Origin of the sequence: Mycobacterium interjectum (assembly GCF_900078675.2) — a bacterium.
Taxonomy (GTDB): domain Bacteria; phylum Actinomycetota; class Actinomycetes; order Mycobacteriales; family Mycobacteriaceae; genus Mycobacterium; species Mycobacterium interjectum.
This window is the reverse complement of sequence record NZ_LT546237.1, coordinates 4872059-4883950: the sequence shown is the minus strand read 5'-3', so window position 1 is coordinate 4883950 and position 11892 is coordinate 4872059. Positions and strand designations below refer to the sequence as shown.

General features: G+C 70.2%; 10 protein-coding genes and 3 pseudogenes. 6 read left to right on the top strand and 7 right to left on the bottom strand.

Annotation, left to right across the window (positions count from 1 at the left end):
* The first annotated feature begins 10 nt into the window (after positions 1-10).
* Together BN4348_RS58265 and BN4348_RS58260 are read left to right on the top strand one after the other, a co-directional pair.
* On the top strand, positions 11-787 hold the full coding sequence (locus BN4348_RS58265) for a DUF2867 domain-containing protein (protein WP_066917651.1): 777 nt from the start codon (positions 11-13) through the stop codon (positions 785-787).
* A 342-nt stretch (positions 788-1129) separates the two neighbouring features.
* On the top strand, positions 1130-2038 hold the full coding sequence (locus BN4348_RS58260; protein WP_066917650.1) for an SDR family NAD(P)-dependent oxidoreductase: 909 nt from the start codon (positions 1130-1132) through the stop codon (positions 2036-2038).
* Positions 2039-2151: 113 nt separating this feature from the next.
* Here BN4348_RS58260 and BN4348_RS58255 read toward each other — a convergent pair whose 3' ends face one another.
* From BN4348_RS58255 to BN4348_RS58225, 7 genes and pseudogenes are all read right to left on the bottom strand, one after another.
* Positions 2152-2970, bottom strand: a complete 819-nt coding sequence (locus BN4348_RS58255) for an enoyl-CoA hydratase-related protein (protein ID WP_066917649.1) — start codon at positions 2968-2970, stop codon at positions 2152-2154.
* Between the two features lie 11 nt (positions 2971-2981).
* Positions 2982-3143 (bottom strand): annotated as a pseudogene (locus BN4348_RS63025) (LON peptidase substrate-binding domain-containing protein); the annotation flags it as partial.
* Between the two features lie 197 nt (positions 3144-3340).
* Positions 3341-3805, bottom strand: a pseudogene (locus tag BN4348_RS58245) (LON peptidase substrate-binding domain-containing protein); the annotation flags it as partial.
* Complete coding sequence (locus BN4348_RS58240) at positions 3805-4944, bottom strand: glutamate--cysteine ligase (protein WP_084454740.1); 1140 nt, start codon at positions 4942-4944, stop codon at positions 3805-3807. The pseudogene BN4348_RS58245 and the gene BN4348_RS58240, both read right to left, overlap by 1 nt.
* Positions 4925-5635, bottom strand: a complete 711-nt coding sequence (gene sodC / locus BN4348_RS58235; protein WP_066917647.1) for a superoxide dismutase[Cu-Zn] — start codon at positions 5633-5635, stop codon at positions 4925-4927. The genes BN4348_RS58240 and sodC overlap by 20 nt, the downstream gene beginning before the upstream one ends.
* Before the next feature lie 47 nt (positions 5636-5682).
* Positions 5683-6156, bottom strand: coding sequence for a LytR C-terminal domain-containing protein (locus BN4348_RS58230; protein ID WP_066917646.1), 474 nt, complete (start codon positions 6154-6156; stop codon positions 5683-5685).
* An 18-nt stretch (positions 6157-6174) separates the two neighbouring features.
* Entirely contained in the window at positions 6175-6483 is a 309-nt protein-coding gene (locus BN4348_RS58225; protein ID WP_066917645.1) for a DUF3263 domain-containing protein, read from the bottom strand.
* 192 nt (positions 6484-6675) lie between these two features.
* Between BN4348_RS58225 and BN4348_RS58220 the strand changes: the two genes are divergently transcribed.
* From BN4348_RS58220 to BN4348_RS58205, 4 genes and pseudogenes are all read left to right on the top strand, one after another.
* The gene (locus tag BN4348_RS58220; protein WP_066917644.1) at positions 6676-7269 is read left to right on the top strand and encodes a peptide deformylase; all 594 of its coding nucleotides are present in this window, start codon (positions 6676-6678) and stop codon (positions 7267-7269) included.
* Positions 7269-7523, top strand: a pseudogene (locus BN4348_RS62050) (putative acetyltransferase); the annotation flags it as partial. The gene BN4348_RS58220 and the pseudogene BN4348_RS62050, both read left to right, overlap by 1 nt.
* Positions 7524-7538: 15 nt before the next feature.
* Complete coding sequence (locus tag BN4348_RS58210) at positions 7539-7952, top strand: hypothetical protein (RefSeq protein WP_066917668.1); 414 nt, start codon at positions 7539-7541, stop codon at positions 7950-7952.
* A gap of 19 nt (positions 7953-7971) precedes the next feature.
* On the top strand, positions 7972-11892 hold a 3921-nt coding region (locus BN4348_RS58205), incomplete at its 3' end, for an HAD-IC family P-type ATPase (protein WP_066917643.1).

Sequence of the window (11892 nt, the reverse complement as noted above, 5' to 3'; positions counted from 1 at the left end):
TTCCTTCTATATGAAACGATTACCCTATATCGATGAGCATGCCACAACCGTCGACGCGAATCGCGAAGACACGTGGTCGGCGCTGCTGCTGGTGATGTGCCGCGACCCGCATGACCCGTCGACCGTCCCGGCCGGATTCGTGTTGGACGAGGCAACCGCACCCGAGCGGTTCGCGCTGAAAGGCCGCCACCCGTTCGCGGTTTATCGCTGGGTGTTCGAGTTGGAAGCCGAGTCGGCGCACCGCACCCGGCTGCGCGCGCTGACGTGGGCCGGCTTCCCCGGCATCCACGGCAAGGTCTATCGCGCCCTCGTCATCGGCACCGGCGCTCACCGCGTCGCGGTGCGGTGGACGCTGAACCGCATCGCGGTGACGGCGACCGGAGCCGATTACACCGACGTCTTCGAAGTGCCGATGGCTCGGGGCGATTCGCGCACCGCCGAGCAGGCTTTCCGCGACGCCGTGGGCGATCGGCCGGGCGCGGGCGGAAGGTGGGTCCTCTGGATTCACCGGCACGTCCTGAGATTTCGGCTGGGCCCGTATTCCTCGCCCCAGCACATCATCGGCTGGGCGATCACGCGTTCGGATCGCGACGAGGTCGTGCTGACGACGGGCGGTCCGCTCATGCGCGGCGAGTTGACGCTGCGCCGCCGGGACGGCCGGGCCATGCTCACCACCCGGGTGCATTACGGCCACAAAATCGCCGCCCGAACGGTCTGGGCCGTGATCGGACCGCTACATCGGGACGTGGCGCCGCAACTCGTGAAACGCATTGCGGCACAGGCTTGAAATCTTTGGCCCGTTCGGTCGTGACCACGTCGCCGTAACCCCGTCGCGCCTGCCTAACATGGAGAAGGGTCCCGTGAACGACGAGTCGCCGCGATGACCACGGCCGCGCAGATCCTCGATGGGATGGTGGTGAGTCTGGCCCTGCGCTCCCAGCAATGGATCGTTCACGGCCACCTGCTCGCCGAGGCGGCCATGCTGCTGCCAGGTGGCGCGCGGCCTCGTTCTTCACCCGCGCCGTCATCGGTGGCATCGGCATCGAAAACGGGCCGCACCGGCCGAGCCCGCCGCCGACACGGTGACGTTGGAGCTCAACCCGGGGAGCTAGCGCTACTGTCATCGAGCATGACGCAACGCCCCACCGCCCTGCGGGTCGTCGACGGAATCGACCTGTCGGGCAAGACCTGCGTGATCACGGGCGCCTCCTCCGGCTTGGGCCGCGAGTCGGCACGGGCGCTGGCCGCCGCCGGCGCGCACGTCGTCCTGACCGCACGCGACCCCGACGCCCTGGCGCAGACGGCCCGGTGGATAGCGGGCGAGGCGCCCGGCGCCCGGATCTCGGCGGTGCCGCTCGACCTCACCGCGTTGGCCGGCGTTCGCGCGGCGGCGAGCGCGATCGGCGACATCGCGCCGGTGATCGACGTCCTGATGAACAACGCCGGCGTCATGTTCACCCCGTTCGGCCGGACCCGCGACGGTTTCGAAACCCAAATCGGCACCAACCATTTCGGGCACTTCGAGCTCACCCGCCTGCTCGTCGCGCAACTGGCGGCCGCGGGAAGCGCGCGCATCGTCGCCCTGTCCTCGGGAGGCCACGTCATGGGTGACGTCGACTTCGACGACCCCAACTGGGAAAGCAGGGAATACGACAAGTTCGTCGCATACGGCGCGTCCAAGACCGCGAACATTCTCCACGTCGTCGAGGCGGACCGGCGGCTGCGGGAGTCGGGAATCCGCGCCTACGCCGTGCACCCCGGCACCGTGGCGACGTCACTGGCCCGCTACATGTCCCGCGCCGACTTCGCCCGGCTGCGCGCGATGGCCGCCGCCCGCGGCGGCGCCCTCGACCTCGTCACACCCGAGCAGGGCGCGGCCACCCAGGTGTGGGCGGCGGTCAGCCCGGAGCTGGCGGGCAGGGGCGCCCTGTACCTGCAGGACTGCCGCGTCAGCGACGCGGTCGCGCCCTACGCGCGCGACGAGCAGCGCGCGGCCGACTGGTGGGTCATCTCCGAGAAGTGTTGCGACAGAGCGTGAATGGGGCGTGCACTCGGGTATTCGAGTGTGCGCACAGGGCGGTATTTCGACCGAATTCCCGCCGCGGGTTCACAATCACGCGCACCAACGCACGCTCGGCGATCGCCAGTGACTCACGGCTCCGGCAGTTCCCGCCAATCGGCCGAAAGCCGCGAGCTGAACCGCGGCGGCCGGCGATCCAGGAACGCGGTGACCCCCTCGCGGGTGTCGGCGGTGCCCATCACGCGTTGGTGCAGCTGGGTTTCCAGCGACGCGACCTGCCGCGGGCTGTAGTTGTTGATCGCGGTGTCCCACAGCAGCCGCTTGCACAACGCCGCCGACATCGGGGCCACGTGGGCCGCGATGTCGCGCGCCATGTCCAGGGCGTGGTCGAGCACCCGCTCGGCGGGCAGCGCCCGATTCGCGACGCCGAGCGCGACCGCCTCGGCGCCGGTGAAGGTGCGCCCCGTCAGCAGCAGCTCCGCGGCCACCCCCAGGGTGGCCAGATGCGCCAGCGTCCAGTGCGACGCGCAGTCGGGGATCACTCCCCGGCGCACTTGCACCACACCGTATTTGGCGTCTTCGGCGACGATGCGGATGTCGGCCTGCAGCGCGATCGTCAGGCCGATGCCGATCGCGTGGCCGTTGAGGGCGGCGATCACCGGCTTGCGCAACTCGAAGGCGGCCGGGTCGATCGGCGACGCCGAGAACCCGCTGTCGGCCGCCGGGGAGTCGAACGGCGAAATGTTGCCGGAGAAGTCCGCTCCCACACAGAAGGCGCGGCCCGCCCCGGTCACCACGAGGGCGCGCACGGCGTCGTCGCCGTCGCACTCCCGGTAGGCCCGGCTCAGCAGCCGGCCCATGTCGGCGGTGTAGGCGTTGAGATGGTCGGGGCGATTCAGCGTCAGCACCGCCACGCCCTCGTTGATGTCGACAGTCACGTCGGCGCTCATCACGTCGCCCCCTATTCGGACAGCTGGAACTCCACCATGTCGGCAAGCGCGTCGACGGCCTCATCGAGCGCCGCGAATCGATCGGCGGCCGACGGCGCCGACAGCACGCTGTAGCGGTCGGCCGTGCCGATCGGGATGCGAGACGCCAACTCGAACAGCCGTTGCCCGGGATCGCCCGCGCCGCGGCCCAGGAGCTCGTCGCGCTCGGGCAACCGGGCATCGCGGGCCGCGGCGATCCGCTCGAACAACGCCATCACCCGGTCCTCGAGTTCGACCAGCTGCGCGGCGGTCACCGGCTCGCCCGCCTCCTCCGGCCACCAGGTCACCGTCCCGCGCGGGTACGGACCGTCGGGCAGGCCCCCGCGCANCCCAGGAGCTCGTCGCGCTCGGGCAACCGGGCATCGCGGGCCGCGGCGATCCGCTCGAACAACGCCATCACCCGGTCCTCGAGTTCGACCAGCTGCGCGGCGGTCACCGGCTCGCCCGGCTCGTCGGGCCACAAGGTCACCGTCGCGCGCGGGTACGGATCGTCGGGCAGCCACTCGCGCACCCGGAACCGCTCGCCGGTCCGGCAGCACAACGCGTATCGGCCCGCACCGAGGTCGGCATGTTCGGCGATCCAGCACAGCACGCCGACGTCGCAACGCGAATCGCCGCCGCCGACCTCGCGGCCCCGCGCGATCAGCACGACGCCGAACGGTTCGCCTTCGTCCAGGCAGCGCCGCACCAGCGCCCCGTAGCGGGGCTCGAAGATGCGCAACGGCAGCTCCTCGCCGGGCAGCAACGCCGACTCGAGCGGGAACATCGCCCGCTGAACGGGTTCGGGATCCGCCATCAGATGTCCAGCTCCGCCACCAGCGCGTCGACCACCGCGCGCAGGTCGCCGTCGTGTTCCTCGGCCACCCGCCGCTGGCGCTGATAGGACGCGCCGTGGGCCACGATGTCGGCCACCGCGCGCAGCTCGTCGACGCACTGCAGCGACTTGGCGACAGGCTCCAGCCTGGTCAGCACGTCGTCGAGGTCCTCGGTGACCAGCCGCTCGTTGCTCTCGGCGTCCAGGATGATCACCGCGTCCAGCCCGTAGCGGGCGGCGCGCCACTTGTTCTCCTGCACGTGCCACGGAGGCATGGTGGGCAGCGTCTCGCCGGCGTCGAGCCGGCGGTCCAGGTCGACGATCAGGCAATGCGTCAGCGCGACCAGCGCGCCAAGCTCGCGCAGGTTGGACACGCCGTCGCAGACCCGCACCTCGAGCGTGCCGAGATGCGGCGAAGGCCTGATATCCCAACGGATTTCGTCCATGTGATCGATGATGCCGGTCTTCTTCTGATCGTGCACGAAGCCCTCGAACTCCGACCACCTCTGGAAGTGAAACGGCAACCCGGCGGTCGGCAGCTGCTGAAACATCATGGCGCGGTTGCTGGCGTATCCGGTGTCCTCCCCGCCCCACCACGGCGACGACGCCGACAGCGCCAGCAGGTGCGGGTAGTACTTCAGCAGCGAGGTCATGATCGGCATCACCTTGTTCGCCGACGAGATCCCGACGTGGACGTGCACCCCCCAGATCATCATCTGGCGGCCCCACCACTGGGTGCGTTTGATCAGCTCGGCGTAGCGCGGGGCGTCGGTCAGCTTCTGGGCGGACCACCGGGCGAACGGATGGGTGCCCGCGCAGAACAGCTCCATGCCGCGGGCCCGGACGACCTGGCGGGCCGGGCGCAGCGTCTCGCCCAGGTCTTGCATCGCCTGGGCGGTGCAGTCACAGATGCCGCTGACCACCTCGACGGTGTTGCGCAGCAATTCCTTGTGCACGCGCGGGTTTTCGCCGATCTCGGCGATGACCGCGGTGGCCTCGTTGCTCAGGTCGCGGGTCTGCGCGTCGACGAGCGCGAACTCCCACTCCACGCCGATCGTCGGCCGCGGCGAGGGGGCGAAATCGATGCGGGTTCGCGACCTGCTAGCCGGCGCCGATGACACCGCACGCCACCCGCTTGCCGGCGTCACCGGTCGTCATCGTCATCTGGTCTGGACCCGGCGTTCCGTTGGTCTGGCTGTAGCGCTCCGGCGGAATGTTGGCGAAGTTGTCGGCGCCGGCGTGAATGACGATCGCCGTCTTTTCGCCGGACGTCAGGTCCTCCATGGCGAACGCGTCCGTGGTGGTCACCAGCATGCCCACGCCGTCCTTGCGGACCTGAAGCGACGTCAGGTCGCCGCTGGCCGGCTCGGCGGAATGCCCGGGCGCCTGGAAGTGGCCACCGGCGGACAGGAAGTCGCCGGGCGCGCCGCCGGTCGGGGCCGTCGAATTCGGCTCGCACTTGCCCACCTTGTGGATGTGCACCCCATGGAAGCCGGGCGTGAGGTGCCCCGGGCCGGACGTCGCGATGGTGATGGTGGCGTAGCCGTTGCTGAAATCGAACTTCGCGGTCGCGACCTGAATGCCGTCGGGCGTCTTCAGTTGCGTGGTCAGGCTCTGCCCCGCCGGCTGCTGCTCGGCACCGTCGGTGCCCGAGGTGGGCGACGGCGCGCTCGCCCCGGTCCAGATCGCCGGCGTGGTGCCGGGGACCTGCGACGCGTGCTGCGGCGACGAGCAGGCACCCACCAGCGCGACACAGGCTCCCGCAGCGAGAGCGGACGTGATCACGGCGGTGGCATCGCGGTGCTTGGGCATAGCCGAAGCCTAGCCGGACGGCCCCCGAAATTGGAGCAGCGCCAACGTCAGCCCGTCACCAGGACGATGACGCCGGGCGGCTGGCCACTCAGCGCCGGAATGCGCGGCTGGACGGGCGCTCCCAGGTTCTTGCCCACCGCGTCGGCGGTGGCGTGCTCACCGTCGGCGTCGGTGTAGTAGACGGTGGTGGCCGACACATCGGACAGCGGCAGGTTACCGACGTCGGTCACCTTGAAACCGGCGGCCGTCAGCTGATCCTTGGTCCGCGCGGCGACGCCCTCTTTGTTAGAGATGTTGTAGACGCGAACCTCGGCCTGGTTCGCCGGGGCGCTGCTGGTGGTCGCCGACGAGCTGACGCTGCTGGTCGCGCTGGAGACGGCCGACGCCGAGTCGTCATCGGACTTTCCGGAGGAACTCAGCGCCTGCCAACCGAGCAACAGGAAGATGACGCCCAGGAACAACAGCACCATCACCATGGCCCGGAGGGGCAGCCCCGTGGAATCGGGAACGCGCTCTTTCATCGAGCCCACTGTAGCGAGTTAGGTCACCTCGAAGCCGAGGCGGCGGGCGGCCCGCGCCTTTTGCCGGCTGGCGCGCAGCCGCCGCAGCCGCTTCACCAGCATCGGGTCGGCGGCCAGCGCCTCGGGTCGATCGACTAACGCGTTGAGCACCTGGTAGTAACGCGTCGCCGACATCGAGAACAACTCTTTGATGGCGTCTTCCTTGACCCCGGCGTACTTCCACCACTGGCGTTCGAACGCCAGGATGTCGTGTTCACGGCGGGTGAGGCCATCGGCGATGTCAGCGTCGTCCCCCGATCGATTTGCCCGCGCCATGGCGCTGTCCATATTGCTTCCCCTGGACCCTTCCGGCGATGCTCAACGTGTTCGAATGACTCATACATTGGGGCATGTTTCGGCGAATATTGAACCACGCCGCGAACCCTCAAGCCGTAATGCAGACCCGCGAGTCGGCCGATTGGCCGCGGTTCCCCCGGCTCCCCCCGGCCCACATCATCCACCCGCCTAAGCTTTCCGACCATGGCAGTCGTACCCATCCGCATCGTGGGCGATCCCGTCCTGCACACCCCGACGGCGCCGGTGCCCGTCGGCGCCGACGGCTCGCTGCCGGCCGACCTGCCCGAGTTGATCGCCACCATGTACGACACCATGGACGCCGCGCACGGCGTCGGCCTGGCCGCCAACCAGATCGGGCACGGGCTGCGGCTCTTCGTCTACGACTGCGCCGAAGACCGCGGCCTGACCGACCGCCAACGCGGCGTCGTCATCAACCCGGTGCTGGAAACCTCCGACATACCCGAGACCATGCCCGACCCGGGCACCGACGAAGAGGGCTGCCTGTCGGTCCCGGGCGAGTCGTTCCCCACCGGCCGGGCGAAGTGGGCGCGGGTCACCGGGCTCGACGCCGACGGCAGCCCGGTGACCATCGAGGGCACCGGCCTGTTCGCGCGGATGCTGCAGCACGAAACCGGCCACCTGGACGGCTTCCTCTACCTGGACCGCCTCATCGGCCGGTACGCCCGCAGCGCGAAACGGGCCGTGAAGTCACACGGCTGGGGCGTTCCGGGACTGTCATGGCTACCGGGCGAGGGGCCGGACCCGTTCGGTCACTGATGGTTTCGTGGCCCGACCCGGGAACCCGGGTGACGGTTCGCTACCGGCGCCCCGCCGGGTCGGTCCCGCCGCTGACAGATGCCGTCGGAGTCCTGCTGGCGGTCGACCCGGTGGTGCGGGTGCGGACGAAAACGGGCGCGGTGGTCGAGTTCGCGCCCGCCGACGTGGTCGCGCTGCGGGCGCTGACCGACGCACCGGTGCGCACCTCGGACATCCGGGCGCTCGAGCGCGCAGCGGCGGCCGCCCNCGTCGGCGGTGCGGTCCGCAACGTGGGCAAAACCGTGGGTCGCGCGGCGGACGCGACCACCGCGGCAGCGGGTGCTGTCGGCGGCGCCGCGGTCAATGGAATCGTCGGCGGCGTAACGGGAGCCGCGGAGGGCATCAAGCGCGGAATCAGCAGCGGCAGTCATTCGACGCCCGCGGCGGCGTTGGCCCTGGGCGCGATCGGCGTCGCGGGCCTGGTCGAGTGGCCGGTGTTGCTGGCGGTCGGCGGCGGCGCGTTGTTGCTGCACCGGATGCAGCGCAAGCCCGAGGGCCCGGCCCCGGCGAAGGCCAACCTCAAGCCGGTACCCTCCGAACCCGCGCCCAAGAAGGTGACGCCGGCGAAGGCCGCCGGCAAGCCGGCGGCCAAGAAGGCAACCGGGCGCCGTGCCGGCGCCGCCGAGTTGCGCAGCACCAACTGAGAACCGCCTGAGCCGCCCTTTGAGCATTGTCACGTCGTTACAACGATCGACACCGCTGCGGGCCCTCACGACAGTCCTCGACATCGCGGCGATTCCGCTGCGCGAAGGCGCCAGGGCGCTCGCCGGCGACCTGCCCCGAGAAGCGCTGAGCCGGCGCTGCTGGCGGGGCGAGAGCCGCGCCTGGATCGAGGTGCGCGGCCTCGACGACGCGGGCTCGGGCGAATTGGGGCGCGCCGTGCTCGATGCGGTCCGGGCCCACCCCGGCGTCACCTCGGCCAGCCTGAACCATCCGTTGTCGCGCGTGGTCGTCGCCGTCGGCCCGGACGCCACGCTGCGCGACCTTTGCCGAATCGTCGACGGAGCCGAAAAGGGCTGCAACTCAAAAAAAGCCGTCAGACCCGCGGCGCCTCCGGCAAGTCTGCCGGGCGACGGCTTGGTGCTGGCGACCAGAGCCGTGACCATGGCCGCCACCGCCGCCGGCCTGGGCATAGCTCTCACCGGACGGGCCCTGCGGTGGCCGCATGCCCCGAGCGCCGTGCAGGCGGTCGTTTCGCTGGTGGAATACCAGCCCGCCCTGCGCCGAGTGGTCGAGGGCAGCATCGGGGGGCCCGCCACCGACTCCGTGCTGGCGCTGGCCGCAACGGTCGCGCAGACCATCACGCTGTCGCCGGCCTCCTTGACGGTGGGGTTGGCGATGCAGTCGCTGAAAGCCGCCGAATGCAGCGCCGAGGCGCGCGTCTGGGAAAAGCACGAACCGGACTTGGCGCGCCACGCCGACCAGCCGCCCACCCAGCCGGTCTCGATTCATGGGCGGCCGTCCAGGCCCGCCGAACGCCACGCCGGACAATTCGCGCTGCTGCAGGCGCTCAGCGCCGGGCTGATCGCCGCCCTCACCCGCAACGTGAACATGGTCGCCACCGCAATCCTGGTGACCGCGCCCAAGGCCAGCCGGACCACTCCCGAGGCGTTCGCGGCCACGCTGGGGCGCGGGTTGGCCGATCGACACGCGGTGTTGCCGCTGCGTCGGGAGGCGCTGCGCAGGCTGGACCTGGTCGACGCGATCGTCATCGACCCCCGCGTGTTGTGCACCGACGGCTTGCGGGTGGCGCGCATCCGTGGCGCCGACAAGGACGAGTTGCCCGCCGCGTGGAACCGTGCTCAACTCCTGATCGAGAAAGGCGGTTTGTCCGCCGGCTGGCATCCCGTGCCAGGGGTAGCCTCCAAACGGCCGAATTCGGTGGCCGAAGCCCTGTTTCTGCCCGCACACGATCCGCTGGCCTCGGCCGTGGTCGCCGAGGCACACCGCACCGGCGCGGATCTGATCACGGTCGATGCCGAGTCGTTGGACGAGTTGCGGCCGGCGTTCGACGAAGTGCGACCCGTGACGAACGACGCAAGCCAATCCATCGACGACGCGCTCGCCCGTGCGGTGGCCGACCTGCGCGGCGCGGGTAAATTCGTGGCGGTGCTGTCATCGTCTGGCGCACAAGCGATTTCATTCGCCGACGTGGCGCTGGGGATGATGCCGCAGGGAGATGAAAGTCGGCCACCCTGGAACGCCGATCTCTTGTTGCCCGACCTTGGGGCCGCTTGGCGGGTGTTGCACGCACTGCCCGCTGCCAGGACCGCGACCCAGCAGGGCATCGGGTTATCGCTGGGCGCGACCGCCATGGGATCGCTTTTCATGATCCCCGGTGTCCGCGGCCTCGGGACCGGACCGGTCAACATCGGGGCGACGGCCGGCCTCCTCTCGGGATACCTGTTGGCCCGCGGCATCATCCGCGCAGACGCACCGCGGCCTGCCGCCATCCGCGAATGGCACGCGATGTCGGTCGAGCAGGTCCGTCGGGCATTACCCCCGCCCGACCCCGCGGCGTCTGCGGAGCCTGCGGCGCCCACCAGCCGGGCCGTACAACTGGCCGAGACACCCCTCGTGCAGGCAACGTGGCAGCTCGTCAAGGCCGTACGGGCCGAATTGTCCGACCCGCTGACCCCGGTGATGGCGCTCGGCTCGGCGGCCAGCGCGGTGCTCGGGTCCCCCGTCGACGCGGTGTTGGTCTTTTCGGTATTGGCCGGAAACTCCGTCCTGGCCGCCAGCCAACGGCTTCGTGCCGAGAACCGGCTGAACCGACTGTTGGCTCAACAGGCTCCGCCGGCCAGAAAGGTGGTCACCGGGCCGGACGGTGAGCGGACGTACACCGAAGTCATCGCGGAGCAACTGCGGCCCGGCGACGTCATCGAGGTGCGGACCCACGAGGTGGTGCCCGCCGACGCCCGCATCCTCGAGGAGGTCGACGTCGAGGTCGACGAGTCCGCGCTCACCGGCGAGTCGCTGTCGGTGGAGAAGCAGGTCGAGGCCACGCCGGGGACCCCGCTCGCCGAGCGTCGCTGCATGCTGTTCGCCGGGACCACCGTTGTGGCGGGCACCGCGGTCGCGCTGGTGACCGCGGTCGGCCCCGACACCCAGCAGCGGCGCGCCGCAGACCTCATCTCGGGAGAGCTCTCATCGGACATCGGCCTGCAACATCAGCTCGGCCAGCTCACGAATCGAGCGCTCCCCGTCAGCGTGACCGGCGGTGCGGTGGTGGGCGCGCTCGGGCTGGTGCGCCGCGTCGAGTTGATCCACGCGGTGTCCAGTGGCATTGCCATCGCGGTCGCCGCGGTTCCCGAGGGGATGCCCTTGGTGGCGACCCTCGCGCAGGCCGCCTCGGCGCGACGGCTGACCAAGTTCGGCGCACTGGTCCGCGTTCCGCGTTCGGTGGAAGCGCTCGGCCGCATCGACGTGGTCTGCTTCGACAAAACCGGAACGCTCAGCGAGAACCGGCTGCGGGTGGCCGAGGTCCACGCCGCGCCGGGGTTCTCCGACGATGAGGTGCTGCGCTGCGCGGCGCATGCCGCGCCGGCGTCGAACGGCGACCCACACGCGCACGCCACCGATGTCGCGATCGTCGAGGCAGCTGCAGCCGTTGCGGCCCCCAGTCGGGACCTGGCACGCACCGCGCACCTTCCCTTCCGGTCCGGCAGGTCCTTCTCGGCCTCGGTCACGGACGGTGAGCTGACCGTCAAGGGGGCGCCGGAAGTGGTGTTGGCCGCCAGCGACGACGTCGACCCGGTCATGGAACGAACGGTCACCGAAATGGCCGCCAACGGGTTGCGGGTCATCGCGGTGGCGCAGCGCCGGCTGAGCCCGCGACAGGCCGAAGTGATCCGGGAAAACCCCGAAGCCATCGTCGAGTTCTGTACCGACGGGTTGACCCTGGCGGGATTCCTCGGGTTGTCGGACACCCCGCGCGCGGAGTCCGCCGGCCTGATCGCAAGCCTGCGCCGGCAAGCGGTGGGCATCAAGCTGATCACCGGTGATCATCCGATCACCGCGAAAGCCATCGCCGCCGAACTCGGCCTGCCGGTGACCGCCGAACAGGTCATCAGCGGCGCCGAATGGGAGTCCTTGTCGCGCAAGGACCAAGAGCGCGCCGTGAACGAGCGCGTGATCTTCGCTCGGATGACGCCAGAGAACAAGGTCCAGGTTGTTCAAACGCTCGAGAACGCCGGTGTGCGGACCGCGATGGTCGGTGACGGGGCCAACGACGCCGCCGCCATTCGGGCCGCCACGGTCGGTATCGGGGTGGTTGCACACGGCAGCGACCCGGCCCACATGGTGGCCGACGTGGTGCTGGTCGACGGCCGCATCGAGGCGCTGTTGGCTGCCATCGACGAAGGACGCCAGCTGTGGCGGCGGGTACAGGCGGCGGTGTCGGTGCTGCTCGGCGGCAATGCCGGCGAGGTGATCTTCGCGATCATCGGCAGTGCGATCACCGGCACCTCGCCGCTGAACACCCGCCAACTGCTGCTGGTGAACACGCTGACCGACGCGCTGCCGGCCGCCGCGCTCGCGGTCAGCAAGCCGAGCGGCCCGATCGACCCGCGGCTGCGCGGCGCG

Coding starts and splice junctions, on each gene's coding strand:
- BN4348_RS58225 (WP_066917645.1), bottom strand. CDS start 6,483: ATGGACAGCGCCATGGCGCGGGCAAATCGATCGGGGGACGACGCTGAC.
- sodC (WP_066917647.1), bottom strand. CDS start 5,635: ATGCCCAAGCACCGCGATGCCACCGCCGTGATCACGTCCGCTCTCGCT.
- BN4348_RS58265 (WP_066917651.1), top strand. CDS start 11: ATGAAACGATTACCCTATATCGATGAGCATGCCACAACCGTCGACGCG.
- BN4348_RS58220 (WP_066917644.1), top strand. CDS start 6,676: ATGGCAGTCGTACCCATCCGCATCGTGGGCGATCCCGTCCTGCACACC.
- BN4348_RS58230 (WP_066917646.1), bottom strand. CDS start 6,156: ATGAAAGAGCGCGTTCCCGATTCCACGGGGCTGCCCCTCCGGGCCATG.
- BN4348_RS58260 (WP_066917650.1), top strand. CDS start 1,130: ATGACGCAACGCCCCACCGCCCTGCGGGTCGTCGACGGAATCGACCTG.
- BN4348_RS58255 (WP_066917649.1), bottom strand. CDS start 2,970: ATGAGCGCCGACGTGACTGTCGACATCAACGAGGGCGTGGCGGTGCTG.